This is a genomic window from Streptomyces sp. NPDC050703 (genome assembly GCF_040654435.1).
Taxonomy (GTDB): Bacteria; Actinomycetota; Actinomycetes; order Streptomycetales; family Streptomycetaceae; genus Streptomyces.
This window is the reverse complement of the sequence record NZ_JBFAHX010000006.1, coordinates 57,147-83,651: the sequence shown is the minus strand read 5'-3', so window position 1 is coordinate 83,651 and position 26,505 is coordinate 57,147. Positions and strand designations below refer to the sequence as shown.

The window sequence follows — 26,505 nt, the reverse complement described above, 5'->3', positions numbered from 1 at the left end:
CTCAGTCCACCTCGGCCACCGCCTGGGCGAACTGCGCGGCGTACAGCCGGGCGTACGCGCCGTCGGCGGCCAGGAGCGCGTCGTGCGTGCCCTGCTCCACGATGGCCCCGTCCTCCATGACGAGGATCGTGTCCGCGTCGCGGATCGTGGAGAGGCGGTGCGCGATGACGAAGGACGTGCGCCCGTGCGCGAGCCGGGCCATGGCCTTCTGGATCAGCACCTCCGTCCGGGTGTCGACGGAGCTGGTCGCCTCGTCGAGCACCAGGATCACCGGATCGGACAGGAACGCCCGCGCGATGGTGATGAGCTGCTTCTCGCCCGCGCTCACCCCCGTGCCGTCGTCGTCGATGACGGTGTCGTACCCCTCGGGCAGCGTCCGCACGAAGCGGTCGGCGTGGGCGGCGCGCGCCGCCTCCTCGATCTCCTCGCGCGTGACGTCCTTCGAGGCGCCGTACGCGATGTTCTCCGCGATGGTGCCGCCGAACAGCCAGGTGTCCTGGAGCACCATGCCGATCCCCGAGCGCAGCTCGTCGCGCGTCATCGTCGCGATGTCGATCCCGTCGAGGGTGATGCGCCCGCCGGTGACCTCGTAGAACCGCATGAGCAGGTTGACCAGCGTGGTCTTGCCCGCGCCCGTGGGGCCGACGATGGCCACCGTGTGGCCGGGCTCCACGGTCAGCGACAGGTCCTCGATGAGCGGCTTGTCCTCGTCGTAGCGGAAGGACACGTGCTCCATCCCGACCCGGCCGCGCAGGTGGTCGGGGCGCTCGCCCGGCACCGGGTCCGCCTCCTGCTCCTCGGCGTCGAGGATCTCGAAGACCCGCTCGGCCGACGCGACACCGGACTGCACGAGGTTCGCCATCGAGGCGACCTGCGTGAGCGGCATCGAGAACTGCCGGGAGTACTGGATGAACGCCTGCACGTCACCGATGGAGAGCGAGCCCGACGCGACCCTGAGACCGCCGACGACGGCCACGAGGACGTAGTTGAGGTTGGAGATGAAGAACATCAGCGGCTGCATGACACCGCTGTTGAACTGTGCCTTGAACCCCGCCTCGTACAGCTCGTCGTTGTGCTCGGCGAAGGTCTTCGCGGACTCCTCCTGCCGGCCGAACACCTTCACGAGCGTGTGGCCGGTGTACATCTCCTCGATGTGCGCGTTCAGCTTGCCCGTGGTCTTCCACTGCTGCACGAACTGCGGCTGCGACCGCTTGCCGACCCTCGTCGCCACGACGAACGACAGCGGCACGGTGACCAGCGCCACCAGCGCGAGCAGCGGCGACACCCAGAACATCATCACGAGGACGCCGATGATGGTCAGCAGCGAGTTGATGAGCTGGCCCATCGTCTGCTGGAGCGTCTGGTTGATGTTGTCGAGGTCGTTCGTGGCGCGGCTCAGGACCTCGCCGCGCTGCCGCTTGTCGAAGTACGACAGCGGGAGCCGCGACAGCTTCGCCTGGACGTCGCCGCGCAGCCGGAAGACGGTCCTGTTGATGGCGATGTTGGACAGCTGCGTCCCCACGGCCATCAGCAGGCCCGCGGCCAGGAACGTGCCGAGCGCGAGCAGCAGGACCTCGCCGACGGCGCCGAAGTCGATGCCCTCGCCCGGCGTGAAGCCGACGCCGGTGAGCATGTCGGCCATGCCGCCGTCGCCCTTGTCGCGCATGTCCTCGATGACCTGGTCCTTGGTCAGGTCCGCGGGCATGTCCTTGCCGACGACGCCCGCGAAGAGCAGGTCGGTCGCCCTGCCGAGGATCTTCGGGCCGACGACGGAGAGCGCGACGCTCAGGAGCACCGCGAGGAGCATCCCGTACATCGTGGCGCGCTCCGGCCTGAACTGCGCGAGCAGCCGCTTGCCGGAGTTCTTGAAGTCCATGGAGCGGGAGTCGGGACCCATCGCCGGTCCACCCATGCCAGGGGGCATTACGCGGCCTCCGCTTCCGTCAGCTGGGAGAGGACGATCTCCCGGTAGGTCTCGTTGCTCTCCATCAGCTCGTGGTGGCGGCCCGTGCCCACGACGCGGCCCTCGTCGAGGACCACGATGCGGTCGGCGTCCCTGATGGTGGAGACGCGCTGGGCGACGATGACGACGGTCGCCTCGGCCGTCTCCTCGGACAGGGCCCGGCGCAGTGCCGCGTCGGTGGCGTAGTCGAGCGCGGAGAACGAGTCGTCGAAGAGGTAGATCTCCGGGCGCTGCACCAGCGTGCGCGCGATGGAAAGGCGCTGGCGCTGGCCGCCGGAGACGTTGGTGCCGCCCTGTGAGATCGGTGCGTCAAGCCCCTCGTCGAGGCCCTGCACGAACTCCTTGGCCTGCGCGACCTCCAGGGCGTGCCAGAGTTCGTCGTCCGTGGCGTCCGGGTTGCCGTAGCGGAGGTTGGTGGCGACGGTGCCCGCGAAGAGGTACGGCTTCTGCGGGACGAGCCCGACCGTCCTGGCGAGCAGCGCGGGCTCGACGGAGCCCACGTCCACGCCGCCGACCAGGACCTGTCCCTCGGTGGCGTCGATGAGCCGGGGCACGAGGCCGAGCAGCGTCGACTTGCCGCTGCCGGTGGAGCCGATCACGGCGGTGGTCTCGCCGGGCCGCGCCACGAGGTCGATGGCCTTCAGTACGGGCTCCTCGGCGCCGGGGTAGCGGAAGCCGACCGACCGGAGCTCCAGATGGCCGTGGCTGCGCAGCGCGCGCACGGGGGCGGCCGGGGGCACCACGCTGCTCCCGGTGTCCAGGACCTCCTTGATGCGCTCGGCGCAGACCTCGGCGCGCGGCACCATCATGAACATGAAGGTGGCCATCATCACGGACATCACGATCTGCATGAGGTAGGCGAGGAACGCGGTGAGCGCGCCGATCTGCATGCCGCCGTCGTCGATGCGGTGGGCGCCGAACCACACCACCGCGATCGAGGAGATGTTCACGACGGTCATGACGATCGGGAACATCAGCGCGAGCAGCTTGCCGGTGCCGAGCGAGACGTCGGTCAGGTCGGCGTTGGCGCCGCGGAAGCGGTCCTTCTCGTAGGCGTCGCGGACGAAGGCGCGGATGACGCGGTTGCCGGTGATCTGCTCGCGGAGCACGCGGTTCACGGTGTCCAGCCGCTCCTGCATGGTGCGGAACAGCGGGTGCAGGCGCCGCACGATCAGGCTGACGCTGATGCCGAGCACGGGCACCACGGCGATGAGGACGCCGGAGAGCGGCACGTCCTGGCCGAGCGCCATCACGATGCCGCCGACGCACATGATGGGCGCGGAGACCATCAGCGTGAACGCCATCAGGGCGAGCGTCTGCACCTGCTGGACGTCGTTGGTGGTCCGCGTGATCAGTGACGGGGCGCCGAAGGTGCCCACCTCGCGCGCGGAGAACGACTGCACGCGGTCGAAGACGGCGGCCCGCAGGTCGCGCCCGAGGGCGGCGGCGGTGCGCGCGCCGTAGAAGACGGCGCCGATGTTGCAGATCATCTGCACGACGGTGACGGCGATCATGATGCCGCCGAAGCGGAGGATGTAACCCGTGTCCCCCTCGACGACACCGTGGTCGATGATGTCGGCGTTGAGGGTGGGGAGGTAGAGCGAGGCGCACGTCTGCAGGAACTGCAGGAGCACCAGTAAGGCGATGGGTTTCTTGTACGGACGCAGGGATGTCCGCAGGAGTCTTATGAGCACGCGCGGTCTCTCGACGGGTCGGGTGAGGGCAAGTTGGCGAGGTCGCCCCTATCCTGCGCCACCCGACCCGTCGGCGTGCAACCGATTAACCCATGACCGGGTCAAAAATCAGCCCGGGTAAAGAAGTGGGCCGACTGAAGGGTCATGCCGGCGGTGCTCAGACGCCCTGGGCGCCCGCGGCGAAGGCCCCGGGATGGCTCTGCTCCCGCACCGTCGCGTACTGCTGCCGTACGGCCTGCCCCACGGCCAGCTCCTCGCCCGGCTCGAAGACCTGTGCCGCCGCGCCCTGCCAGAGCGGCAGCCGGCCGGTGAGCGACCACGCGGCCTGGCGCGCGGCCCCGATCGCCGCGTAGTCCGCGGGCTGCGGCACGACGACCTGGGTGCCGAACAGCATCGGGGCCGCCGCCTGCACGGCGGGCAGCCCGGCCGCGGCGCCGAGCAGGAAGACCCGCCGGACCTCCACGCCGCGCCCGCGCAGCACGTCGAGCGCGTCCCCGAGCCCGCAGAGCATGCCCTCGAAGGCGGCCCGCGCCAGGTGCTCCGGCTTCATCGACTCGCGCCGCAGCCCGGTCAGCGTCCCCGCGGCGTGCGGCAGCCGAGGCGTGCGCTCACCCTCCAGGTACGGCAGGAGCACGAGCCCGTGGGCGCCCGGCGTCGACTTCAGGGCGAGCGCGGACAGCTCCTCCAGATCCGCCACGCCGAGCATCTCGGCGGTGCCGCGCAGCACGCGTACGGCGTTCATCGTGTGGACGACCGGCAGGTGCAGCCCCGTGGCGTCCGCGAGGGCGGTGATCATCCCCCGGGTGTCGGTCAGCGCCTCGTGGTGCACCGCCATCACCGACCCCGAGGCCCCGAGCGACACCACGGCGTCGCCCTGGCGCACCCCGAGCCCGAAGGCGGCGGCCATGGTCTCACCGGTCCCCGCGGAGATCAGCAGCCCCTCGGGCGTCGTCCCCGCGGGCTCGGCGGGGCCGATCACCTCGGGCAGCATCGCCTGGTGGCCGAGGGCCAGTTCGACGAGGTCGGGGCGGTACGCGCCGGTCGCCGCCGACCAGTAGCCGGTGCCGGAGGCCCCGCCGCGGTCGGTCGTGCGCCGGGCCGGCCTGCCGAGGAGCTGCCACACCAGCCAGTCGGGGGCCTGCATGAGGGCGGCCACATGGCGCGCGGCCTCCGGCTCCGTCCGCGCCAGCCAGCGCAGCTTCGTCACCGGCTGCCCGGCCTGCGGCACGCACCCGACGGCCCGCGCCCAGGCCTCGCGCCCGCCGAGCCCGTCGATCAGGTCGACGGCGGCCACCTGCGTCCGCCGGTCGTTGCCGACGAGCGCGGGGCGCACGGTGTTGCCGTGGCCGTCGAGCGGCACGAGGGCGTTCTGCTGCGCGGAGACACCGATCGCCTGCACGCCTTCGAGCAGCCCGCCGCCCGCGGCCTCGCCGAGGGAGAGCAGCCAGGCCTGCGGATCGACGTCGGCCGGCCGCCCACCGCCCTCGGCGCTCTCCAGCGGGTGCGGGGCGTAGCCCTGCTTGAGTACGGCGCCCGTGTCCGTGTCACAGACCACGATGCGTGTGGAATCGGGCGAACTGTCCAACCCTGCGACTATCCCCATGCCGGGAATTCTGCCGCACCGCCGGACGTGACCCGCACCCCGCGGGCCCCGCCCGGCACTTCAGCGGCCCCGCCCGGCACTTCAGCGGTCCCGTCCGGCGTCACGGCGGTCCCGGGCGGGGCTCAGGTGTTGCTCGTGCCCCAGTCGTCCTCCGTGCCCTGGCCCTTCTCGCGCAGCGACCGCACGCGCTCGGCCACCGAGTCGGGCATCCGGTCCCCGACCCGGTCGGAGACGGTGTGGAAGGCCTTGCCCGCCACCTCGCGCCCCTGCTGGGTCGCCGACTCGACCGTGTTGCGCACCGCCGGGTTCTGCGAGATCTCGCGGGCCGACTTCTTCAGTTGCTCGTAGCGCTCGCGTCCGGCCCGGGTCCCGAGCACGTACCCGAGGGCCAGTCCCACCACGAATGTGAGCCGGTATCGCATGGCAGCCACCCTTTCCTTGCGTCGGCGTCGCACGTCTGTCGCGCGTCTGTCGCTCGTTCGTAGCCCGTCCGTCTCCCGTCCGCTGACCGGCCGGGAGATACCGATTGGCGGAGCACCCCCCTGCTTGCGCTAATGTATGTGTCGCAGCGAGCGCCCGCCGCCCGGAGAGTTCCCAGGCAAGTGCGTTCGATGCAGCGAGACGATCCCCTGTAGCTCAATTGGCAGAGCAGCCGGCTGTTAACCGGCAGGTTACTGGTTCGAGTCCAGTCGGGGGAGCTCGGTCTCCTGTAGCTCAATTGGCAGAGCAGCCGGCTGTTAACCGGCAGGTTACTGGTTCGAGTCCAGTCGGGAGAGCTGTACGGAAGGACCCCTGAGATGTCTCTCAGGGGTCTTTTTCGTGCCTGGTGGAACCATGCGGGCGGCCCGGCGGTCCTCATGGTCGAGCTATGCCGACCATCCGAAGCAGGAGATCGTATGAGCGGCTATGCTGCGGCAGACGGCGCGCACAAATGTGCGCGACGCGCCGTTAGGGGCGGTAGCTCAGCCGGTTAGAGCAGCGGACTCATAATCCGTCGGCCGTGGGTTCGAGTCCCACCCGCCCCACCACAGCGTCAGGGCGCAGGAACGATTCCACCTGTGTCAACGGCGCAAACCCCCGGGCGCTGCCCGTTCGGGTGACGTGGCCGTCTCGTCAGGACGCGGGGCCCGGCCGGGCGGTGCGGCGGCGGGGCCACTTGCGGGTGTCCCTCGGCTCCACATAGGGCTCCTCGTCGGCCGGCATGCCGCCGCTGATCGCGCGCTGGCGGGCCAGTTCCGCGTCGAACTCCAGGCCCAGCAGGATCGCCAGGTTCGACAGCCAGAGCCAGACCAGGAAGATCACCACGCCCGCGAGCGCCCCGTACGTCTTGTTGTACGAGGCGAAGCCCGCGACGTACAGCGCGAAGCCGCCGGAGGCGATCAGCCACAGCACGACCGCCAGGACGCTGCCGGGGCTCAGCCAGCGGAAGCCCGGACCGTGGACGTTGGGGGCGCGCCAGAACAGCAGCGCGATCATCAGGATCACGAGGACGAGCAGGACGGGCCACTTCGCGACCGACCAGACGGCGACCGCCTCGTCGCCGACGCCGATGGCGTCGCCCGCCCGCTCGGCCAGCGGACCCGTGAAGACCACGATGAGCGCGCTGGCGGCGAGCAGCACCATCAGGGCCAGCGTCAGGCCGATGCGCAACGGTGTGAGCTTCCACACGGGGCGGCCCTCGGGGAGGTCGTAGACGGCGTTCGAGGCGCGGATGAAGGCGGCCACGTAACCGGAGGCCGACCAGATCGCGAGCAGCAGGCCCACGATCGCCACCACGCCGCTGGCGCCGCCGCTGCCCTCCAGCTGCCGCACCGCGTCGCTCAGCAGGTCGCGTACGGCGCCCGGCGCCAGGGTCGCCAGGTTGTCGAGGACCGAGTCGGTGGCCCTCTTGCCGATCACGCCGAGCACGGAGACCAGGACGAGCAGCGCGGGGAAGAGGGACAGCACGCCGTAGTAGGTGAGGGCGGCGGCCCGGTCGGGCAGTTCGTCGTCCATGAACTCCCTGCCGGTGCGCCGCAGGACCGCCCACCAGGAGTGGGCGGGCAGGTCGGTGGGCTCGTCGGGGGCGTCCCTCTCGACCTCGGGGCCGGGGCCGGTGCCGATGGCCGGCTCCCGCTCCCTGCCGTCGCCCACGGGGTCGGGGTGGGGCTCCGGGGCGCCGTGCCGGCCGGCCTCCGCCCCGCGCTCGGGGTCGTGGCCCTCGGCGGGGCCCTGATCACGGTCGTGCTTGTCGAAGAGTGCCATGCGGAGGCGAGTTGGCCGATCGGGGCGGGCTAATCCTGTCCGGCGCGGCCACCTTCCGCCGTGCGGCGCATGCCGTCGGCCGGGCCGGGGCCGCACCGCTCGGCGGAAGCTCCAGGGGTCCCGCATCTGCCATGGAGATTCACATGAAATATTTCAGATGCGAGCCAAACGGGCCTATCTTGTCGCACATGCAGTCCTACACGATTGGGCAGGCCGCGCGTCTGCTCGGCGTCAGTCCCGACACCGCCCGCCGCTGGGCGGACGCGGGACGGGTCGCCACGCACCGCGACGAGGCGGGGCGGCGGCTCATCGACGGGCGCGACCTGGCCGCCTTCTCCGTCGAGGTCGCGCAGAGCGGCGGCACGGCCGAGGACGACGTCTCGTACACCTCCGCCCGCAACGCCTTCCCCGGCATCGTCACCGCCGTGAAGCTCGGTGACGTGGCCGCCCAGGTGGAGATCCAGGCGGGCCCGCACCGCCTGGTCTCGCTGCTGACCCGCGAGGCGGTGGAGGAGCTCGGCCTCGAAGTCGGCGTCCAGGCCACCGCCCGGGTCAAGTCCACCAGCGTCCACGTCGACCGCGCCTGAGCACTCCCCGAACCAGGAGCCCCGCCATGCCCTCGAAGCGCCCCGCTTCCACCCCCCGCCGCGCCGCGGCCGTAACCGTCGCCGCTGCGCTGCTCGTGCCGCTCGCCGCCTGCGGCGACGACGGCGGCGGGAGCGGGAAGGAGGGCGGGGACGTGCAGCTCACCGTCCTCGCCGCCTCCTCCCTCACCGACGTGTTCGCGACGGCCGAGAAGGCGTACGAGAAGGAGCACCCCGGCACCGACATCACCGTCTCCGCGGCCGGCTCGCAGGAGCTGGCCGCGCAGGTCGAGCAGGGCTCGCCCGCCGACGTCCTGGTCACCGCCGACACCACGACCATGGACGGCTTGGCGGCGGAGACCGGCGACCCGCGGGTCATCGCGCGGAACCGGCTCGTCATCGCCACCCGCGAGGGCAACCCGGACGAGGTCGGGACGCTCAAGGACCTCGCCGACCCGGAGCTGAGGGTCGTCCTCGCCGACGACACCGTGCCCGTCGGGCGGTACGCCAAGCAGGTCCTCGACCGGCAGAAGATCGCCGTGCGGCCCGTCTCCAAGGAGGCCAACGTCCGCTCCGTGCTCAGCAAGGTCGAACTCGGCGAGGCAGACGCCGGCATCGTCTACAGGACCGACGCCGCCACCGCGCCCGGCAAGGTCGACGCCGTCGAGATCCCCGACGCCCAGAACGCCGTGGCCTCCTACCCCGCCGCCACCCTCAAGGGCTCGCGGAACGCGGACGCTGCCGCCGCGTTCGTGAAGTGGCTCGGCGGCCCCGAGGCGCAGAAGATCCTGCGGGACGGCGGATTCCAGAAGCCGTAGCCGCGCCAGCCGTCGACCCCAGGACCACCGATGAGCCGCCTGAGCATCCGCCGCGGCACGGGCCCCGCCCGCGCCCCCGGCCGCACCCGCACCCCGCTCGCCCTCGCGCTGCCCGCGCTGCTCGCGATCGCGTTCCTGCTGATGCCGCTCATCGGCATCCTCGCCCGTACCGAGTGGGGCGACCTCGGCACCCACCTGTCCGCACCCGGCGTCACCCGGGCCCTGAAGCTGTCCCTGCTCGTCTCCTTCTGGGCGCTCGGCCTCTCGCTGCTGCTCGGGGTGCCGCTTGCCTGGCTGCTCGCCCGCGTCGACTTCCCCGGCAAGGCGGTCGTGCGCTCCCTGGTGCTCCTGCCGATGGTGCTGCCGCCGACCGTCGGGGGCGTCGCGCTCCTCCTCGGCTTCGGGCGGCGCGGACTGCTCGGCCCCTGGCTTGAGGACACCTTCGGGATCGTGCTGCCCTTCCACACCTCCGGAGCGGTGATCGCGGCGACGTTCGTGGCGATGCCGTTCCTGGTCATCAGCCTGGAGGGGGCGCTCGGCGGCCTCAGGCCCGACCACGAGGAGACGGCGGCCTCGCTCGGGGCCGCGCCGGTACGGGTGTTCCTCACCGTCACGCTGCCGATGGTCGCCCCCGGGCTGGTCGCGGGAGCCGCGCTGACCTGGGCGCGGGCCCTCGGCGAGTTCGGCGCGACGATCACCTTCGCGGGCAATCTGCCCGGCACCACCCAGACCCTGCCGCTCCAGGTGTACCTGCTGCTCCAGGACTCCCCGGAGGCCGCGACCTCCCTCTCGCTGCTGCTCCTCGCCATCGCGATGGCCGTACTGATCGGGCTGCGCGGACGCTGGTCGGCGGGGGCGGCGGTACGGGTGCGGCCACCGAGCGCCGACGAGCCCCCCGCCCCGGCCGACGAGACCGCGCCACCGCCCGCGCCCGCCGGGAAGTGGGCCCTGCACGCCGACGTCACCGGGGCCGACGAGCTGACCCTCGACGCGGAACCCGGCACCACCGTCGCCGTCGTCGGGCCCAACGGCGCGGGCAAGACGACCCTCCTGCGCGCCCTGCTCGGCCTCACGCCGCGCGCCCACGCACGGCTGCGGCTCGGCGAACGCGACGTCACCGCCCTGCCGTCGCACCGCCGCCGCGTCGCCTGGGTGCCCCAGGAGGGGGCGCTCTTCCCGCACCTGACCGCCCTCGGCAACACTGCCTACGGGCTGCGCGCCCAGGGCGTCCGGCGCGCCGAGGCCCGCCGCGAGGCACGGCGGTGGCTGGACCGGCTCGGCGTCGGCGACCTCGCCCACCGCAGGCCCGCCCAGCTCTCCGGCGGCCAGGCCCAACGCGTCGCGCTCGCCCGCGCGCTGGCCGCCAGGCCCCGGCTCCTCCTCCTCGACGAGCCGCTCGCCGCCCTCGACCAGACCACCCGCGCCCACGTGCGCCACACCCTGCGGCGCCACCTCGACGGATTCGGCGGGGTCTGCCTCCTCGTCACGCACGACCCCGTGGAGGCCGTGTCGCTGGCCGACCGGGTGCTCGTGCTCGACGGGGGGCGCACGCTGCAGGACGCGCCGCCGGCCGAGGTCACCCGGCACCCCCGCTCGCCCTGGGTGGCGCGGATGCTCGGCCGCAACGCCTGGCCCGGCACGGCGGGGGCGGACGGCACGCTCGCCCTCGCCGGGGATGGCCGCCTGGTCGTCGCCGATCCACCGGCCCCGGGGACGCGGGCGCTCGCCGTCATCGCCCCCGAGGCGGTCTCCGTCCACCGCGAGCGGCCCGAGGGCAGCCCGCGCAACGTCTGGCGCGGCACCGTACGCGAGATCACCACAGCGGGGAGCCGCCTGCGCGTCCTGATCACCTCGGACGAGTCCCCCGACCTGGTCGCCGAGATCACCCCGCACGCGGCGGCGGAACTCGGGCTCGCGGACGGGGCCGAGGTATGGACGAGCGTGAAGGCGACGGAGGTCTCGGTGGTGACACTCTGACGGCCGGGGCCGCGGGGCCGCGGGGCCGCGGGGCCGTGGGGCCGAGGGGCCGTGGGGCCGAGGGGTGACGGGCTGCCGGGGGTGGTCGGGCCCATCGGCCGGGTCGGTGGGTCGGGCGGGTCCGGGGGTGGCGGGAGCGATTGGGGCGGGGCGGGCTGGTTGTTGTCGTGGGTTCAGGTCAGGTTGAGGCCGCCGTCGAGCACGATGACCTCGCCCGTGAGGTAGTCGCTGGCGAGTACCGAGGCCACCAGGTCCGCCACGTCGGACGGGCGGGCGGGGCGGTGCATGGGGGCCCGCTCCCGCCACAGATCGTGCGCCGCCGCCCAGTCCTTCGTCATCGGGGTGTCCACGAGGCCGGGCGCCACCGCGTTGACCCGCACCTCGGGACCGAGGGCGGCGGCGAGCAGCCGGGTCACGTGGTTCAGCGCGGCCTTGCTCGCCGCGTACGGCACCGACGAGCCCTTGGGGCGCACCCCCGCGTGGCTGGTGACGTTCACGATGGCGCCGCCCGCGGGGGAGCGGCGCAGCGCGGGCAGGGCCGCCGTGCACAGCACCCAGGGGGCGATCAGGTTGACTTCGAGCAGCTGCCGCCACTCGGCGGGCGTCGCCGCGGCCAGGTCGTCGTGGGGGATGGGCCGGCTGATGCCCGCGTTGTTCACCAGGACGTCCAGGCGCCCGTACCGTTCGAGCGCCGCCTCGACCAGGCCGCGGGCCTCGTCCTCCACCGCGAGGTCGGCCCGCACGTACGCCCCGCCGAGCTCCGCCGCGAGCGCCTCGCCCGCCTCCGTGCTGCGCCGTGAGTGCACCACGACCCGGGTGCCGTCGGCCGCCAGCCGGCGCGCGACGGCCTCGCCGATGCCGGAGGTGGAGCCCGTGACCAGGGCGACGGGGCGGTCCGACGGTTCGTTGATCATGATCCGGCATCCTGCCACGGCGCTCCGGGGCGCCGCGCGGCGGCGTCCGCACCGATCAGAGCGGCATCCGCACCGATCAGAGCGGCGCCTGCCAGGTCACCGTGGTGCCCGCCTCCCCGCCGTTCCCGTCACCTCCGCCGACGCCGGCGTCCCCGCCGACCCCGTCACCCCCGTCGTCGGTGCGTCCGTCGTCGTACACCGTCAGGCGCACGCCCTCCCGCCCGTCCGGCAGCGTCGCCCGCGCGTCGACCGCCACGTCGACCCGGGTGACGCCGGTCCTGCGGGACGTGGCGGCCAGGGCGCGGCGCAGCGCGGCCAGGAGGTGGCCCGCGGCGGGCCGGCCCACCCGGGCGTCGACGGCGCCGTCGAAGTGCACCGACGGCTGGACGCCGAGGACCGCGGCGGCGCCCGCCGTCTCGCGCAGGACCTTGCCGCGGAAGGTGGAGGGCGCGTCGGCGGGCGGCTGCTGGAGGGCGAAGATGGCGGTGCGGACCTCCTGGATGGTGGACTCCAGCTCGTCCACCGCGTGGTCGAGCGTGGCCTCCACCGGGGTCGACCTGGCCCGGCGGCGGGTCGACTCCAGCATCATGCCGGTGGCGAAGAGCCGCTGGACGACGAGGTCGTGCAGGTCGCGCGCGATGCGGTCGCGGTCCTCGAAGACGGCGAGGCGCTGCCGGCTCTGCTGCGCGTCGGCGAGGACGAGGGCGAGGGCGGCCTGCGAGGCGAACTGGGTGGCGAGCAGCCGTTCGGCGGCGGTGTAGGCGGGCGCGCCGCGTCTGCGGGGCAGCGCGAGCGTGCCGATGAGCCGCCCGTCCGCCTGGAGCGGCAGCATCATGCTGGGGCCGAAGCGTACGCGGACGTGGGTCGTCATCCGGGGGTCGGTCGCCGAGTCGTCGATGAACACCGCCTCACCGCCGAGGAGTTGCGTCAGGACCGCGCTGCCGGGCTCGATGGTGGTGCCGATGAGGTCGTTGTGGCCGTCGTCGTCGTGGTGCGCGGGGCGGCCGCGCGCGGGGGCGGGGGAGGCCGTGCCCGCCGGGCGTTCGCGGGCCGACGCGCCCCAGCCGTGCGGCGCGCCGTCCGTCGAGGCCGCCACGATCCGCATGCCGCCGGCCTCCGTGGGCTGGAGGACCACACCCGCCGCCGCGTCGGCGAGAATCCGCGCCCGGTCGGCGACCGTCTCCAGCGCGTCGGCCGGCGCACCACCTGTGAGCAGGGCCGTGGTGACCGCCGCGGCGCCCTCGATCCAGCGCTCGCGCCGGCGGGCCGCCTCGAACAGGCGGGCGTTGCCGATCGCGATGCCGGCCTGGCTCGCCAGAATCCTGAGGAGCTGGCGGTCCTCCTCGGTGAACGGCCCGTCCGCCTTCCCGGCCAGCACCAGGTCGCCGAACGGCTCGTCGTGTACCTGGATCGGTACGCGGACGACGTCGTCCCCGGCCTCGTCCCGCAGCGGCGGCACACCCCCGGCGGCCCGGCCGGGCCCGCCCGCGACGAACAGCTCCGCCGGGCTCCCGTGCGCGGGCCCGGCGGCGGCGAGCGTGCCGTGCGCGGCGCCGGTCAGCCGGGCCGCGCTGTCCACGACGTGCTGGAGCGTGGCGCGCAGGTCGAGGTCCGTGCCGACGCCGAGGACCGCGTCGAGCAGCGGCATCGAGGACAGCGGGGTGTCGGCTCCTTCGGGCATCGGTGTCACGTACTCCGTCGTCACGTACTCCGTCGAAGGTCTCCGCCCGCGCGGGGTCAGCCGGAGAGGGGGTCGAGGACCAGTGGCCGGATCTTGCCCTCCAGCATGGCACCCAGGCCGAGTACGGCGGCGGTGTCCGGCCGCTCCGCGATGCGTACGGGCATGCCCGTGGCGTCCCGCAGCATGGTGTCGAGGCCGGGGAGCAGCGCGCTGCCGCCGACCATCGTCATTCCGCTGTCCACCAGGTCGGCGACCAGCTCGGGCGGGCAGTCGCGCAGGACCTGGCCGATGCCGTCGAGCACGGCGGTGAGCGGGGTGTGCAGGGCCTCGCGGACGGCGGCGGTGTCGACGTGGACCGAGCGGGCCAGGCCGGTCACGACGTCCCTGCCGTGGATCTCGGTGGACTCGGGGCCGTCCTGGTTGATGCCGTTGCCGTGCAGGGCGATGTGGAGGGGGCGCACCGACTGGAGGGGCAGCATCAGCTCGTGCCGCTGGCGCAGGTGCTGCACGATCGCGTTGTCGATGGCCTCCCCGCCGACGGGAATGCGCTCGGCGGTCACGATCGCGCCCAGGGAGAGGACCGCCACCTGCGTCGACGCGGCGCCGCAGACAAGGATCATCGTCGCCTCGGGCTGCTCCACGGGCATCCCGCAGCCGACCGCCGCCGCGATGAGGGTGTCCACCAGTTCGACGCGGCGCGCGCCGAGTCCGACCATCGTCTCGACCGCCGCGCGCCGGGACAGCGGGTCCGCGTCGTGCGGGGTGCAGACGGCGGCGCGCAGCCGGGGTTTGCGGCGCAGGGCGCGGCGGAGCTTCTCGCCGATCAGCTGGCGCAGCATCCGCTGGGCCATGTCGATGTCGACGATGGTGCCGCCGGACACGGGGCGGACCACGCGGATGTAGTCCGGTGTGCGGCCCGTCATCTCCTCGGCGAAGCGGCCGACCGCGATGAGGCCGCCCGTCCGGGTGTTGACCGCGGCGGCACTCGGCTCGTCGACGACGAGACCGGCGCCCTTCACGAACACCCGGGTCCTCGCGGCCCCCATGTCGACGGCGACGTGGCAGCGGCGCAACTGCTCCAGACTGACGGTCATGGCGGATGATCCTCCCGAGAGCACGGACCGTTCGGGCCACCGAACGGCGGTCCTGTCTCGCATCGTGCGGTGCGCGCGGACGGGGCGCGCGTCAAGCTGAGCCGGGCGGGGTGCCGCCGGACGGGTGAAGTGCGTCCGTGGTGGCGCCCCGGAGCCGCGGGGGCGGGTGCCGGGGGCAGCGGTCCGCCGTTCCCCCGCCGACTGGCGGGTAGCCGCCCCGGCGGCTTTCCGCCACGTATCGCCAACTCCCGTGGCGCACAGGCTCCCTGACACTCTTCGCAGCACTCGGGCACCACCACCCCCGCCCGGGGCAGACGAAGAGAGGCAGCCCCATGACCAGAGCCCCCGCACGGCGAAGAGCCGGGCGCGCGGCCGTCCTCGGTCTCGTGTTCGCCCTGCTTCCCGCCGGGCAGAGCGTCGCCGAAGGCCCCGCGGCCGACGCCCCGCCGCAGCGCACGGCGCGCGCCGCCCACACCGTCACCCTCGTCACCGGCGACCGGGTCACCGTCACCCCGCTGCCCGGCGGCAGGCAGACCGTCACCGTCGAGCGGCCCCCCGGCGCGAGCGGAGCCGTGCGGAGCCGGATATCGGACGGGAACGTCACCGTCGTACCGGACGAGGCGCGGCCGTATCTGCGCTCCGGGGCCCTGGACGAGCGGCTGTTCGACGTCTCCGGGCTGATCCGGCAGGGGTACGCCGGGAAGGCCGGGGCGAAGAGGGTGCCGCTGCCGCTCATCGTGACCTACGGGAAGGAGGCGCGCGGCGCCGCCGGAGTGCCGCGCGGCGCCGAGAAGGTACGGGCCCTGCCCAGCGTCTCCGGGGTCGCCGTCACCGCCGAGCGGCCCGGCACCCTCTGGCGGTCCGTGACCGACGCGGCGTCCGGCGTCGAGAAGGTCTGGCTCGACGGCCGCGTCGAGGCCGACATGGCGCGGAGCAACGCGCAGATCGGCACCCCCGCGGCCTGGGAGGCGGGTCTCACGGGGAAGGGCGTGAAGGTCGCCGTCCTCGACACCGGGTACGACGCCGGCCACCCCGACCTCGACGGGCGGGTCGGCGAGAGCAGGAGCTTCGTCGCGGGCGAGGGCGTCGCCGACCGCAACGGGCACGGCACCCACGTGGCGTCCACCGTCGGCGGCAGCGGCGCCGCGTCGGAGGGGCGGCGGGAGAAGGGGGTCGCGCCCGGCGCGGACCTCGCCGTCGGCAAGGTGCTCGGCGACGACGGCTTCGGCAGCGAGTCGCAGATCATCGCCGGGATGGAGTGGGCCGCGAAGGACGCCGGCGCCGAGATCGTGTCGATGAGCCTCGGCTCCGACGAGCCGAGCGACGGCACCGACCCCATGGCCGCCGCCGTGAACGCCCTCTCCGCGGAGACCGGCGCCCTCTTCGTCGTCGCGGCGGGCAACACCGGGGCGCCCTCCTCCATCGGCTCGCCGGGCGCCGCCGACGCCGCGCTGACCGTCGGCGCCGTCGACTCCGCCGACGAGGCCGCGTACTTCACGAGCCAGGGCCCGCGGGCCGGTGACCACGCCCTCAAGCCCGACCTGTCCGCGCCCGGCGTCGGCATCCTCGCGGCCCGCTCCCGCCTCGCCGAGGGTGAGGGCTCCTACACCGAGATGAGCGGTACGTCGATGGCGGCCCCGCACGTCGCGGGCGCCGCCGCCCTGCTGGCCGAGCGGCACCCCGACTGGACGGGCGGCCGGCTCAAGGACGCCCTGATGTCCGGCTCCCAGCGGCTCGACGCCTCCGCGTACGCGCTGGGCGCCGGACGGCTGAGCGTGCCCGGCGCCGTCGGGGCGGAGGTCACCGCGAGCGGCAGCGTCGACCTCGGGTTCCACGGCTGGCCCCACGGTGCCGACGAGCCGGTCGAGCGGACCATCACGTACACCAACTCCACGGACGAGGACGTGCGGCTGGAGCTGGTGGCGCGCGGCACCGCCGACGGTGTCGTCACGCTCGCCGACCCCGCCCTCACCGTCCCCGCGCACGGCACCGCGTCGACCACCGTCACGGGTGACGCGGCGAAGGCGCCGGTCGGGAACACCAGCGGCGCGGTCGTCGCGAGCGCGGGCGGCAAGCAGCTCGCGCGTACCGCGTTCGGCCTGGTCAAGGAGGAGGAGCGGTACACGCTCACCGTCCGTGTGAAGGACCGCGACGGCGCGGCCACCGCCGCCGACCTGGTGGTGCAGCGGCTCACCGAGGGCACCGACCCCGTGCCGGCCGCCGTCGGCGACTCCGGCACCCTGAAGCTGCGCCTGGAGCCCGGCACGTACGCCGTGACGTCCTTCCTCGACGTGCGCGGGAGCAGAGGCGAGGACTCCCTCGGCCTCGGCTTCCTCGCCGACCCGCAGATCACCCTCGACCGGGACCGCGAGATCACCCTGGACGGGCGGGAGCTGCGCGAGATCAGGGCCGACGTCGGGCGGCGCACCGAGACCAGGCAGCTGCTCATGGAGTACGACAGGAAGGCGGGCGGCGCCGACCTGATGGGCGCCGTGCAGGTGCCCGTGACGTACGACAGCGTCTTCGCCGCGCCCACCGAAGAGGTCACCGAGGGCAGCTTCGAGTACCGCACCGTCTGGCGGCTCGGCAAGCCCGCCGTGGACGTGAAGGGCCTGCGCGAGGCCGTCGCGCAGCCCGGCGGGACCATCGCCGGGGGGCGGCACACCTGGCGCCTCGTGGACGCGGGCGACGGGACCCCGGCCGCGTACGAGGGCAAGGACGTGCGCGGCGGGGCCGTCGTGGTCCGGCGCACGGATGCGGTGTCCACGGAGCGGCTCGGGCAGGCCGCGCAGGACGCGGGCGCGAAGGCGCTGTTCGTGACGGACGAGCGGCCGGGGCGGCTCAGCGCCTGGTTCGGCACGGACGGCAACGCGGACCGGCCGCTCCAGATCGCCTCGGTCGACGCCGCCGACGGCGCGCGGCTCCGCGCGGCGGCCGAGGCGGGCCGGAGCGTCACGAGCACGGGCACCGAGCACACCCCCTACGTCTACGACCTCTCCGAGGGGCACGAGGGGGCCGTGCCCAAGGATCTCGTCCACGCGCCGAAGAAGCGGGACATCGGGGTCCTCGACACCAGGTACCACGCGGTGAAGCCCGCCGAGGGCGGCGGCTTCCGGTACTCCATCACCGACACCTTCCCGGTCGGCATCGGCTTCCAGGAGCGCATCGCCCACCCGGCCGAGCGCACGGAGTACGTCTCCACGGGCAAGGGCCAGCTCTGGCACGAGTCCGGGTCCACGGGACCCGGGGCGCTGGAGCAGCGCAGCGGCCTCGTCGCCTACCGGGGCGGTGAGCGCGTCGGGCTCGACTGGTTCAAGCCCGTGCTGCACCCGTGGCTCGGCACCGGTCTCGGCTGGGGGCAGACCCGCAGGGGCAACGACCTGGAGTTCAACGTGCCCGGCTGGGGCGACTCGGGGCCCGACCACACCGGATTCGGCGATGTGTGGAACGAGCCCTCCATGACGCAGACCACCGAGGTCCTCGTCGACGGCGACAGCGTGGACCGGCGGACGGGTTCGGCGGCGTACGTGCGGGACGCGGACCCCGGCGAGCACACGTACAAGGTGGTCACCGACACGACGCTCGACCCCGCGCGGTGGAAGCTCGCGACCAGGGGCCACTCCGAGTGGACCTTCCGGTCGAAGGAGACCCCGGGGGACAGGAAGACGTACCTGCCGCTGCTGAACCTCGGGTTCGACGTGGACACGAGCCTCGCGGGCGAGGTGCGGGGCGGGCGGACCGTCCCCGTCGGGATCTTCGCCGAGTACGTGAAGGGGGCCGAGGGCGGTCGCGTCGGCGGGGCCGCGCTCGCCGTCTCGTACGACGGGGGCACGACGTGGCGGGACGTGACGCTTCGCCGCGACGGCGAGAAGGCGTCCTGGCGGGGGAGGCTGAAGGTCCCCGCGGCTGCCGGGTCCGTCTCGCTGAGGGCGTCCGCCGGGGACGACCGGGGCGGGAGCGTGAGCCAGGAGATCGTCGGGGCGGTGGGCGTGCGGTAGGGGCCCGGCTCGGCGGAGCGCCGGACGGACCGGGGGACACCGGCCCGTCCGGCGCGGCGTGACGGGCTCTCAGCGGCCCGGCAGCGCCCGCTTCATGATCTTGCCCATGTCGTTGCGCGGCAGGGCGTCCAGGTACCGCACCCTCCGCGGCCGCTTGTGCGGGGCGAGCCGGGCGGCCACGTGGTCCGCCAGCTCGTCCGGGGCGGGCGGGGCGCCCGCGTCGGACGGGACCACCCAGGCCACGACCCGCTCACCGAGGTCCGCGTCGGGCTCTCCCGTGACGGCGGCCTCCCGCACCCCCGCGTGTTCCAGGAGGGCGTTCTCGATCTCGCCGGCGCCGATCTTGTAGCCGCCGCTCTTGATGAGGTCGGTGGCCTTGCGGCCGACGATGCGCACGTAGCCGTCGGCGTCCCGCACCGCCATGTCGCCCGTGCGGAACCAGCCGCCCGGCGCGAACGCCTCGGCGGTGGCGTCGGGGCGGTTGAGGTAGGCGGTGAAGAGGTTCGGGCCGCGCACCTGGATCTCGCCCACCGCCTCGGGCCCCGCCCCCGTGATCTCCCCGCCCTCCTCGTCGACCAGGCGCAGCTCGACGCCGGGCAGCGGCACCCCGACCGCGCCCGCGCGCGGCTCGCCGTCGACGCGCACGCTGGTGATCATGAGCGTCTCCGTCATGCCGTACCGCTCGACGACGCGGCGCCCCGTCGCGGACGTGATGCGCTGGTGGTCGTGGACCGGCAGCGCCGCCGAGCCCGAGACCAGGAGACGGGCCCCGCCGAGCGCCTTGACCAGGCGCGGCTCGTCGGGCAGCGCTTCGGCGATCCGGTGGTACATCGTCGGCACCCCGAACAGCATCGTCGCCCCCGAGCCCAGCTCGCGCGCCACGCCCTCGGTGCTGAACCGGCCGAGGTGGCGCACCGCGCCGCCCCGCCGCAGCGGGCCGAGGGTGCCGAGGATCAGACCGTGCACGTGGAACAGCGGGAGCCCGTGCACCAGGACGTCGTCGCCGCTCCACTGCCAGGCGTCCGCCAGGGCGTCGAGCGTGGCGGCGATCGCGCGGCGCGGCAGGACGGCGCCCTTGGGCGGGCCCGTGGTGCCGGACGTGTAGACGACCAGGGCGGGGGCCTCGGGGTCGTCCGGCTCGGTGACGGCGGTGGCGGGCGGGCGGTGGTCGCCCACGTCCACGGCTATGCGGGGCAGCCCGGCGAGCGCGGGCGGCAGCGTGGCGCCGGGCTCCGCGAGGACGAGGGCCGGGGCGCTGTCCGCCACGATGTGCGTCAGCTCGCCGTCGCCCGACTTCGGGTTGAGCGGTACGGCGGGCACCCCGGCCCGCAGGGCGGCGACCACGCCGACGGCCGTCTCCAGGGACGGGGTGGCCCAGACGGCGACCCGGCCCGCGCCCCGCAGCCGTCCGGCCAGGGCGGCGGACGCCAGAGCCAGTTCGGAGTAGCTCAGCGAACGGTCGCCGAACCGCAGGGCAGCGCCGGGGGGCGCCGTGTGCGGGGCCGTCAGGGCCGGGAAAAGCGGATCCACGTCTCGTACTCCTTGTGGTTGTACTCGTGTCGCTCCAGTCCACCACTTCATCTCTGCCCCGCGTGGCGGCCCCCGTGAACACGGCGGCACCGCCTCCTCCGGGGGACGGGGAGAGCCACGGCGTCCGTCCCCGAGCCCCGCCCCCGCGTCTGTCCGACCATCCCAACATCTGCTTATGATTCGGCGGTGTTCGATTCACGGCACATCAAGACGTTCCACGAAGTGGTCAAGGCCGGGTCGTACTCGGCGGCCGCTCGCTCCCTCGGCTACACCCAGCCCGCGATCACGCAGCAGATGAAGGCCCTCGAACGGTCCGTCGGCACGCCGCTGTTCACCCGCGTCGGCCGCCGCATGCGCCTGACGGAGGCGGGCGAGGCCCTGTCACGGCACGCCGGGATCATCCTGGACGACATCTCCGCGGCCCAGCAGCAGATGAACGCGATCACGCGGCTGCGCTCGGGACGGGTGCGCGTCTGCGCCTTTCCCAGCGCCAACGCGACCCTCATCCCCGAGGCCCTGGCCCGCCTCGCCTCCGGCCACCCGGGAATCCGCGTCGAACTCCTGGAGGACGAGCCGCCGGAGTCGCTGCGGCGCGTGGTGCGTGGCGAGTGCGACATCACCCTCGCCTTCACCTACCCGGGCCTGCACGAAGAGGTGCCGGACGAGCTGGTGGAGATCCCGCTCATGGAGGACCAGCTCACCGTGCTGCTGCCCACGGGGCACCCCATGGCGCGCCGGCGCTCGGTCAAGCTCGCCGAGCTGGCGGACGAGCGGTGGATAGCCGGGTGTCCGCGCTGCCGGGCCAACTTCCTGCACGAGTGCGCCGAGCTGGGCTTCGCGCCCGAGATCGCCTTCACCACCGACGACAACCTCGTGGTGCAGAGCCTGGTCGCCGAGGGGCTCGGCGTCGCGATGATGCCGGGGCTCGTCCTGAACTTCCTCTGCCACCGCAAGGTGACGGGCCGCGCCCTCGACCCCGCGTCGCGGCGCCAGGTGTCGGCGTACGTCCTCAAGGACCACCTCCGCATCCCCGCCACGGGCCAGGTGCTCGAAGAGCTCAAGACGGTGGCCGCCAACCGCGTCGGCTGCTGACCCCCGCGTCCGTCCGCCGGTGCGTCCGGTCGGCGCGTCCGGTCCGCCCGTCGGCGCGTCAGCCATAAGCGGACGTTGCGGGGATGCGAAACAACTGTCGTTGGACGTGATGGATCGGGCGGCACCACGCTGCCCGTATGACCACTCCGACCGCGTACCGGGCCGCCCGGACCACAGAGCGCCTCGACACCCTCGTCGCCGATGTGCGCGAGGCGGTCGGGCGCGGACTGCCCCCCGACCTCACCGCGTACCTGGTCGGCGAGCGCCTCGCCCCGCACCTCGGGGCGGCCGACCTGCTCACCGACGAGCAGTGCGAGGGCGACCCCGAGCGCTACCGCCAGCACGTCCTGCACGCCGAGCACGACGGCAGCTTCTCCGTCGTGGCCCTGGTCTGGCTGCCGGGGCAGCGGACCTCCGTCCACGACCACGTGTCGTGGTGCGTCACGGGCGTGCACGAGGGCGAGGAGCGGGAGCGGCGCTACCGCCTCGTGCCCGCCGCCGAGGACGGCGGCGCGGCCCGGCTCGTCGCCACGGAGGACGTCGTCAACCCGCGGGGCTCCGTCTGCGGCTTCGCGCCGCCCGGCGACATCCACCGCGTGTGGAACGCCTGCGGCACCCGCGCGATATCGATCCACATCTACGGCGCCGACATCGCCCGCCTCGGCAGCAGCGTCCGCCGCGTGTACGAGCTGCCGGCCGACCGGTAATGGCGCTGCTCGGAGAACGCGCCACGTCCCGCCCCGCGGCTCCCGCCTCCGGCGGCCGTCCGCACGGCAAGCTGCCGGGACTCGGTCTCGCCGCCCTCGGGGTGGCCCTCGCCTGGGGCGTGCACCGGCTCGTGCCCGGCGTCCCGATGCTCACCGCCGCCGTGGTCCTCGGCATCGTGGCCGCCCATCTGCCCGGCGTCGCGCGCTCCTGGGTGCGCGGCCCCGGCAAGGCGGGACTCACGTTCGCCGGGAAGCGGCTGATGCGGGTCGGCATCGTGCTGCTCGGCCTGAAGCTGAGCCTCGACGACGTGCTCGGCCTCGGCTGGGCCTCCGTCGCGATGGTGCTGTGCGTGGTCGCCGTCACCTTCGGCGGCACCTGGTGGCTGGGGCGCCGCATGGGCCTGCGCGGCGACCAGCCGCTGCTGATCGCCACCGGCTACTCGATCTGCGGCGCGTCGGCGATCGGAGCCGTCAGCGAGGTCTCCGAGAGCGACGAGCGGGACACCGCCACCTCGGTGGCCCTGGTGACGCTCTGCGGAACGCTCGCCATCGCCGTACTGCCGCTGCTCCAGCACCCCCTCGGCCTCAGCGACGCGGAGTTCGGGCGCTGGGTCGGGGCGAGCGTGCACGACGTGGGGCAGGTCGTGGCGACCGCGCAGACCGCGGGCTCCGGGGCGCTCGGTGACGCCGTCCTGGTCAAGCTGATGCGGGTGGCGCTGCTCGCGCCGCTCGTCGCCGCGGTCGCCCTGTCGGTGCGGGCGCGTGCGCGGTCGGGGGCGCGGCCCGACGGCGGCGGCGGGAGCACCAGGCGCCCGCCCGTCGTGCCGCTGTTCGTCGCCGGCTTCCTCGCCATGGTGCTGCTGCGCACCACGGGGCTGCTGCCGGGCGGCGCGCTCGACGCGGCCCACACCGCGCAGGAACTCCTCCTCGCCGCCGCGCTCTTCGGTCTGGGCAGCGCGGTCGACCTGCCGTCCCTGACCCGGACGGGCGGCCGTGTCGCGGCGCTCGGCCTCGTCTCGTGGGGCGTCATCGCGGGGATCTCGTACGCGGGCGTCCTGCTGACGTGAGGCGGGGCGGCGCGAGGGGCAGCGGCGCGAGGGACGCTTGTTAGCCTGCGGGGTCGAAGCCCCGTACGAGTGAACAGACGTACGGGAGCGCCTGGCCGAGCTAGAGGAGTCCCCGTGGCAAGCCCCCGCATCGCGCTCGTGACCCGAAGCCCGCAGCCGGATCACGACCACGACCTGCCGGTCCTCGCCCGGGCCCTCGCCGACGCGGACGCCGAGACCCACGTCGTGGGCTGGGACGACCCGGACGTCGACTGGGCCGGCTTCGACCTCGCGGTGATCAGGTCGACCTGGGACTACAGCTGGCGCACCGGGGAGTACGTGGCGTGGGCCGAGCGCTGCGCGAGGCTCACGCGGCTCGCCAACCCCGCGGAGGTCGTGCGCTGGAACACCGACAAGCGCTACCTGGGCGAGCTGGCGGCGGCGGGCGTCCCCACCGTGCCGACGTCCTACTCCGCACCCGGCGAAAGTATCGAACTGCCCGCCGCGGACACGGAGTTCGTGGTCAAGCCGGCCTCCGGGGCCGGGGCGCGCTACGCCGGCCGCTACCGCGCCGACGAGCACGAGGCCGCCCTCGCCCACATCGCCCGCATGCACGCCGAGGGCTTCACCGCCATGGTGCAGCCCTACGTGCGGCGGATCGACGTCACCGGGGAGCGCGCCCTCGTCTTCATCGGCGGGCAGTTCCTGCACGCGATACGGAAGGGCGCGGTCCTCGCGCCCGGCACGGCCTACGACGCCGACAAGACGCCCCACCCGGACCTGCGCCCCTGGGAGCCGTCGGCCGCCGAGCTCGACGTCGCCGCGCGGGCGCTCGCGGCCGTCCCCGGCTCGCCCGAGCTGCTCTACGCGCGCGTGGACGTCGTCGACGGCGAAGGACCCGGTGACGGGCCGCGCGTGATGGAGCTGGAACTCGTCGAGCCCAACCTCTTCCTCGGCGTCCACCCCGGCTCGCTCGACCGCGTCGTGGAGGGGATTCTCAAGGCCGCGGTGTGAGCGGCGGGCCCCCGTCGGGGAACTCCACCCGCTGGAGCAGGCCCCAGGTGAACTCCGCCACGCAGCGCCGCCGCGCGCCGTCCGGGCCCTCCGCCTCCGGCGCGGTGAAGGCGAGCCGCCACCGCGTCGGCGCCGTCCCCTCCATGGGCCGGGCGGGGGCGAAGGCGCGGGCGGCCTCGTCGACCGTGCAGGACCACGGCGTGAGGTCGGCGAGCGTACGGAGTGCGGGGCCCGGCACCCCCGGCGCGCGCACCAACCACTCGTTCCACACGCCTCCGCCGGGCGCGAGCAGCACCTCGAAGCGCAGGTCGGGCCAGAGCGGCACCGGCCAGAGCAGGGCCTCGCACTCCAGGTCGCCGATCGCGCGGCGCGCCGTCGACTCGGGGGCGCCGAGGATTGAGCGGTAGCGGGAGCGGGCGCCGCGCGCGCCGCCGCGGCCCCGGGCCATCGCCTGCCAGCGGCGGTTGGCCTCCCGCATCTCCGCGGCGGAGACGCCGAGGCCGTGCCGGGCGCGCTCCACGAGGCCGGGGTTGTGGTCGGCCATGCGGCGCAGCAGGACGAGCTGGAAGTCCAGCGGCGTGAACGGGGCGGGCGGCGGCGTGGACCTAGCGGGCATGTGCCCCATCGTCGCGCACCGCGAAGGCTCCCGGGCGGCGGCCCTCGGGGAGGAACAGGACCGAGTTGACGTACCGGGGGCGGCGCGGCGTGAGCACCCGGCGCAGCAGTCCCTGCGTCACCACGTACGACGTGTCGGACTGGTGGGCCTCCAGGTCGAAGGCGGCCAGCGGCAGCCACGTGTCGTGCGGCAGGACCCAGCCCCGGTAGCCGTGCTCGCGGGTGAGCAGCTCCACGATCGGCCCGATCGGCTGGATGCGGGCCTCCAGCTCGATGAAGAGCGCGGGGCGGTCCCTGGCGATCAGCTCGCGCGCGCCCCGGAGCACCGGCAGCTCGTTGCCGTCCACGTCGATCTTGACGAAGTGCACGTCCCGGAGGCCGAGCCCGTCGAGCGTCACGCACGGCACGTCGAGGGCGCGGGCGTGGATGTCCCGCCGGATCAGCGACGACACGCCCCGCTCGCCCCGGTCGCCGGCCGGCAGCCAGAGCCTGGCGGTGCCCGGCCGGTCCGTGGCGGCGCCCCGGACGACGCGGACGTTGGGCGGGGTGCTGGCGGCGAGCAGCCGGGCGAGGCGCGGCACCGGCTCCACGGTCACCACCTGCCGCGCCCGCGTGGCGAGACGGCGCGACCAGGGCCCGTACCAGCCGCCGACGTCCACGGCCGTGGCGCAGTCCGGCGGGCAGAGGTCGCCGAGCCGGGCCAGCTCGGGCTCGAAGCGGGGGTAGACGAGCCGGGCCAGGGCGGCGATGACCCGGTCGGGCACGAAGGGCGCCAGCCGGGCGGCCAGGGTCATGAGCGGGACATCCGCTCGACGAGCCGCTCGTGCTCGTCCTCGGTGACCTGTTCGCCGGAGGAGGGCAGGAGCTGCGGGATGCCGTCGATGACCGGGTACCTGCGGCGCAGGCGCGGGTTGTACAGCGCCTCCTGCGGCACGAGCGGCTCCTCCGGAGCCAGCAGGTGCAGCGGGCCCTTGTCCAGCGGGCAGGCGAGGATTCTCAGCAGCGGGTCGTCGGGGTTCATCCGCTCGTCAGCTCCTTGGGGGGTGAGGGGTGGGAAGGGGTGCCGTCGTGCTTCGGCATGGCGAGCAGGACGGTCACCGCGAGCACCGTGCCCGCGATCCGCAGGGCGAGCCGCACCGGCTCGTGCGGCAGCGCCTCGCCGAACGCCAGCGTCCCGAGCACCGCCGTGAACAGCGCCGTCACCGTCGTGCACACGGGGACGATCAGCGAGGCCCGGCAGCGCTGGAGCGCGGCCTGCGACATGATCAGGCCGAACGCCCCGGTGAACAGGAGCAGGTACGGGTACGGCGAGCGCAGCAGGTCGACGAGGGCGCCGCCGATCCCCTGCGTGGTCAGATGGCTGGAGACGCCCTTGATGGCCAGCGAGCTCACGCCGTAGAGCAGCCCGACCGCGACGCCGTACTCCACGCCCGTCGTCGGCATGCGGTGCCGGTGCCTCGCACGGCGCTCCGCCGAGCTGTAGAGCCACAGGCCCGCGGCGAGCGAGGGCAGGCAGACGGTCAGGACCAGGGGCGCGGGCGCCCCGCGGCCGACCGTGTCGCTGTTCTCGCTCAGCGACAGGACGACCATGAGCAGCGCGAGGAGGATCGCGCCGACCGCGTACCGCTCGCGGCCGGAGGTCTCCTCGCCGAGCAGCACGGAGGACAGGAGCAGCAGCAGGACGAGCCCGGAGACGAAGATGCCCTGGGCGGCGGCGATCGGCAGCGTCCGGTAGACGGCGAGCTGGGCGCCGAACCCGGCCGCGAGCGCCAGCGAGCCGCCGATCCACAGCGGGCTGCCGAGCACCTGGCCGAGCAGCCGGAGGGGGTTGCGGACGCTGACGGACGGCATGGCCGTCAACGCCCGCTTCTCCAGCACGAATCCGGTGCTGTAGAGCACGTTCGCGAGCAGCGCCGCGGCCACACCCCACC

Annotated in this window: 21 protein-coding genes and 3 tRNA genes; 11 read left to right on the top strand and 13 right to left on the bottom strand. The window is 74.1% G+C overall.

Translation table 11 applies throughout. The annotated features are described in order from the left end of the window. Position 1 precedes the first annotated feature (1 nt). The 4 genes from AB0I16_RS07875 to AB0I16_RS07860 all read right to left on the bottom strand — a co-directional run bounded on the left by AB0I16_RS07875 (position 2) and on the right by AB0I16_RS07860 (position 5,682). On the bottom strand, positions 2–1,924 hold the full coding sequence (locus AB0I16_RS07875) for an ABC transporter ATP-binding protein (protein ID WP_363248434.1): 1,923 nt from the start codon (positions 1,922–1,924) through the stop codon (positions 2–4). Continuing rightward, positions 1,924–3,657 (bottom strand): ABC transporter ATP-binding protein, encoded by a 1,734-nt coding sequence (locus tag AB0I16_RS07870; RefSeq protein ID WP_363248433.1) that lies wholly within the window; start codon positions 3,655–3,657, stop codon positions 1,924–1,926. Before AB0I16_RS07870 ends, AB0I16_RS07875 begins: the two co-directional genes overlap by 1 nt. Positions 3,658–3,814: 157 nt before the next feature. Further along, positions 3,815–5,260, bottom strand: a complete 1,446-nt coding sequence (locus tag AB0I16_RS07865; RefSeq protein WP_363248432.1) for an FGGY family carbohydrate kinase — start codon at positions 5,258–5,260, stop codon at positions 3,815–3,817. Between the two features lie 122 nt (positions 5,261–5,382). Next, complete coding sequence (locus AB0I16_RS07860; RefSeq protein ID WP_363248431.1) at positions 5,383–5,682, bottom strand: YtxH domain-containing protein; 300 nt, start codon at positions 5,680–5,682, stop codon at positions 5,383–5,385. Positions 5,683–5,885: 203 nt separating this feature from the next. Between AB0I16_RS07860 and AB0I16_RS07855 the strand changes: the two genes are divergently transcribed. The 3 genes from AB0I16_RS07855 (at position 5,886) to AB0I16_RS07845 (ending at position 6,288) form a co-directional block, all read left to right on the top strand. Next, positions 5,886–5,958 (top strand) — tRNA-Asn (locus tag AB0I16_RS07855). A gap of 5 nt (positions 5,959–5,963) precedes the next feature. Further along, positions 5,964–6,036, top strand: a tRNA-Asn gene (locus AB0I16_RS07850). Positions 6,037–6,211: 175 nt separating this feature from the next. Beyond that, a tRNA-Ile gene (locus AB0I16_RS07845) sits at positions 6,212–6,288 on the top strand. A gap of 85 nt (positions 6,289–6,373) precedes the next feature. On the opposite strand, the gene AB0I16_RS07840 is transcribed toward AB0I16_RS07845, so the two are convergent. After that, positions 6,374–7,504 (bottom strand): YihY/virulence factor BrkB family protein, encoded by a 1,131-nt coding sequence (locus tag AB0I16_RS07840; protein ID WP_363248430.1) that lies wholly within the window; start codon positions 7,502–7,504, stop codon positions 6,374–6,376. Between the two features lie 188 nt (positions 7,505–7,692). On the opposite strand from AB0I16_RS07840, the gene AB0I16_RS07835 reads away from it, so the two are divergent. Genes AB0I16_RS07835 through AB0I16_RS07825 form a run of 3 tightly spaced genes read left to right on the top strand, consistent with a single transcriptional unit; the run spans position 7,693 to position 10,883 of the window. Continuing rightward, complete coding sequence (locus AB0I16_RS07835; RefSeq protein ID WP_363248429.1) at positions 7,693–8,091, top strand: helix-turn-helix transcriptional regulator; 399 nt, start codon at positions 7,693–7,695, stop codon at positions 8,089–8,091. A gap of 26 nt (positions 8,092–8,117) precedes the next feature. Next, positions 8,118–8,906, top strand: a complete 789-nt coding sequence (gene modA, locus AB0I16_RS07830; RefSeq protein WP_363248428.1) for a molybdate ABC transporter substrate-binding protein — start codon at positions 8,118–8,120, stop codon at positions 8,904–8,906. Positions 8,907–8,936: 30 nt separating this feature from the next. Further along, on the top strand, positions 8,937–10,883 hold the full coding sequence (locus AB0I16_RS07825; protein ID WP_363248427.1) for an ABC transporter permease: 1,947 nt from the start codon (positions 8,937–8,939) through the stop codon (positions 10,881–10,883). A 173-nt stretch (positions 10,884–11,056) separates the two neighbouring features. Here the strand turns inward: AB0I16_RS07825 and AB0I16_RS07820 are convergent, their stop codons facing one another. From AB0I16_RS07820 to AB0I16_RS07810, 3 genes are all read right to left on the bottom strand, one after another. Further along, entirely contained in the window at positions 11,057–11,797 is a 741-nt protein-coding gene (locus tag AB0I16_RS07820) for an SDR family oxidoreductase (RefSeq protein WP_363248426.1), read from the bottom strand. 76 nt (positions 11,798–11,873) lie between these two features. After that, the gene (locus tag AB0I16_RS07815) at positions 11,874–13,478 is read right to left on the bottom strand and encodes a GAF domain-containing protein (RefSeq protein WP_363248425.1); all 1,605 of its coding nucleotides are present in this window, start codon (positions 13,476–13,478) and stop codon (positions 11,874–11,876) included. Positions 13,479–13,534: 56 nt separating this feature from the next. Continuing rightward, the gene (locus AB0I16_RS07810; protein WP_363248424.1) at positions 13,535–14,572 is read right to left on the bottom strand and encodes a rod shape-determining protein; all 1,038 of its coding nucleotides are present in this window, start codon (positions 14,570–14,572) and stop codon (positions 13,535–13,537) included. A 332-nt stretch (positions 14,573–14,904) separates the two neighbouring features. Here AB0I16_RS07810 and AB0I16_RS07805 point away from each other — a divergent pair, with 332 nt between their 5' ends. Next, positions 14,905–18,570, top strand: a complete 3,666-nt coding sequence (locus tag AB0I16_RS07805; RefSeq protein WP_363248423.1) for a S8 family serine peptidase — start codon at positions 14,905–14,907, stop codon at positions 18,568–18,570. A 69-nt stretch (positions 18,571–18,639) separates the two neighbouring features. Here the strand turns inward: AB0I16_RS07805 and AB0I16_RS07800 are convergent, their stop codons facing one another. Continuing rightward, positions 18,640–20,100: an acyl-CoA synthetase gene (locus tag AB0I16_RS07800; RefSeq protein ID WP_363248421.1), complete on the bottom strand. Its 1,461-nt coding sequence runs from the start codon at positions 20,098–20,100 to the stop codon at positions 18,640–18,642. Positions 20,101–20,286: 186 nt separating this feature from the next. On the opposite strand from AB0I16_RS07800, the gene AB0I16_RS07795 reads away from it, so the two are divergent. The 4 genes from AB0I16_RS07795 (at position 20,287) to AB0I16_RS07780 (ending at position 23,959) form a co-directional block, all read left to right on the top strand. Further along, positions 20,287–21,192: a LysR family transcriptional regulator gene (locus AB0I16_RS07795; protein WP_363248420.1), complete on the top strand. Its 906-nt coding sequence runs from the start codon at positions 20,287–20,289 to the stop codon at positions 21,190–21,192. Positions 21,193–21,329: 137 nt separating this feature from the next. Continuing rightward, the gene (locus AB0I16_RS07790; RefSeq protein ID WP_363248418.1) at positions 21,330–21,899 is read left to right on the top strand and encodes a cysteine dioxygenase family protein; all 570 of its coding nucleotides are present in this window, start codon (positions 21,330–21,332) and stop codon (positions 21,897–21,899) included. Then, on the top strand, positions 21,899–22,966 hold the full coding sequence (locus AB0I16_RS07785) for a putative sulfate exporter family transporter (protein ID WP_363248417.1): 1,068 nt from the start codon (positions 21,899–21,901) through the stop codon (positions 22,964–22,966). The genes AB0I16_RS07790 and AB0I16_RS07785 overlap by 1 nt, the downstream gene beginning before the upstream one ends. A 114-nt stretch (positions 22,967–23,080) precedes the next feature. Further along, on the top strand, positions 23,081–23,959 hold the full coding sequence (locus AB0I16_RS07780) for a hypothetical protein (protein WP_363248416.1): 879 nt from the start codon (positions 23,081–23,083) through the stop codon (positions 23,957–23,959). Here the strand turns inward: AB0I16_RS07780 and AB0I16_RS07775 are convergent. The 4 genes from AB0I16_RS07775 to AB0I16_RS07760 are packed head-to-tail and all read right to left on the bottom strand — an operon-like array spanning position 23,943 to position 26,497. After that, positions 23,943–24,584 carry a hypothetical protein gene (locus AB0I16_RS07775; RefSeq protein WP_363248415.1) on the bottom strand — a complete coding sequence of 214 codons (642 nt, stop codon included), beginning with the start codon at positions 24,582–24,584 and terminating at the stop codon, positions 23,943–23,945. The two genes, AB0I16_RS07780 and AB0I16_RS07775, sit on opposite strands and share 17 nt — an antisense overlap. Beyond that, on the bottom strand, positions 24,565–25,368 hold the full coding sequence (locus tag AB0I16_RS07770) for an FkbM family methyltransferase (RefSeq protein ID WP_363248414.1): 804 nt from the start codon (positions 25,366–25,368) through the stop codon (positions 24,565–24,567). Before AB0I16_RS07770 ends, AB0I16_RS07775 begins: the two co-directional genes overlap by 20 nt. Further along, a complete protein-coding gene (locus AB0I16_RS07765) occupies positions 25,365–25,595 on the bottom strand; it encodes a Trm112 family protein (protein WP_363248413.1) in 231 nt (76 codons plus the stop codon). Before AB0I16_RS07765 ends, AB0I16_RS07770 begins: the two co-directional genes overlap by 4 nt. Continuing rightward, complete coding sequence (locus tag AB0I16_RS07760; protein WP_363248595.1) at positions 25,592–26,497, bottom strand: hypothetical protein; 906 nt, start codon at positions 26,495–26,497, stop codon at positions 25,592–25,594. Before AB0I16_RS07760 ends, AB0I16_RS07765 begins: the two co-directional genes overlap by 4 nt. Between the last annotated feature and the right edge of the window lie 8 nt (positions 26,498–26,505).

Coding starts and splice junctions, on each gene's coding strand:
- AB0I16_RS07875 (WP_363248434.1), bottom strand. CDS start 1,924: ATGCCCCCTGGCATGGGTGGACCGGCGATGGGTCCCGACTCCCGCTCC.
- AB0I16_RS07865 (WP_363248432.1), bottom strand. CDS start 5,260: ATGGGGATAGTCGCAGGGTTGGACAGTTCGCCCGATTCCACACGCATC.
- AB0I16_RS07860 (WP_363248431.1), bottom strand. CDS start 5,682: ATGCGATACCGGCTCACATTCGTGGTGGGACTGGCCCTCGGGTACGTG.
- AB0I16_RS07840 (WP_363248430.1), bottom strand. CDS start 7,504: ATGGCACTCTTCGACAAGCACGACCGTGATCAGGGCCCCGCCGAGGGC.
- AB0I16_RS07835 (WP_363248429.1), top strand. CDS start 7,693: ATGCAGTCCTACACGATTGGGCAGGCCGCGCGTCTGCTCGGCGTCAGT.
- modA (WP_363248428.1), top strand. CDS start 8,118: ATGCCCTCGAAGCGCCCCGCTTCCACCCCCCGCCGCGCCGCGGCCGTA.
- AB0I16_RS07825 (WP_363248427.1), top strand. CDS start 8,937: ATGAGCCGCCTGAGCATCCGCCGCGGCACGGGCCCCGCCCGCGCCCCC.
- AB0I16_RS07820 (WP_363248426.1), bottom strand. CDS start 11,797: ATGATCAACGAACCGTCGGACCGCCCCGTCGCCCTGGTCACGGGCTCC.
- AB0I16_RS07815 (WP_363248425.1), bottom strand. CDS start 13,478: ATGCCCGAAGGAGCCGACACCCCGCTGTCCTCGATGCCGCTGCTCGAC.
- AB0I16_RS07810 (WP_363248424.1), bottom strand. CDS start 14,572: ATGACCGTCAGTCTGGAGCAGTTGCGCCGCTGCCACGTCGCCGTCGAC.
- AB0I16_RS07805 (WP_363248423.1), top strand. CDS start 14,905: ATGACCAGAGCCCCCGCACGGCGAAGAGCCGGGCGCGCGGCCGTCCTC.
- AB0I16_RS07790 (WP_363248418.1), top strand. CDS start 21,330: ATGACCACTCCGACCGCGTACCGGGCCGCCCGGACCACAGAGCGCCTC.
- AB0I16_RS07785 (WP_363248417.1), top strand. CDS start 21,899: ATGGCGCTGCTCGGAGAACGCGCCACGTCCCGCCCCGCGGCTCCCGCC.
- AB0I16_RS07775 (WP_363248415.1), bottom strand. CDS start 24,584: ATGGGGCACATGCCCGCTAGGTCCACGCCGCCGCCCGCCCCGTTCACG.
- AB0I16_RS07770 (WP_363248414.1), bottom strand. CDS start 25,368: ATGACCCTGGCCGCCCGGCTGGCGCCCTTCGTGCCCGACCGGGTCATC.
- AB0I16_RS07765 (WP_363248413.1), bottom strand. CDS start 25,595: ATGAACCCCGACGACCCGCTGCTGAGAATCCTCGCCTGCCCGCTGGAC.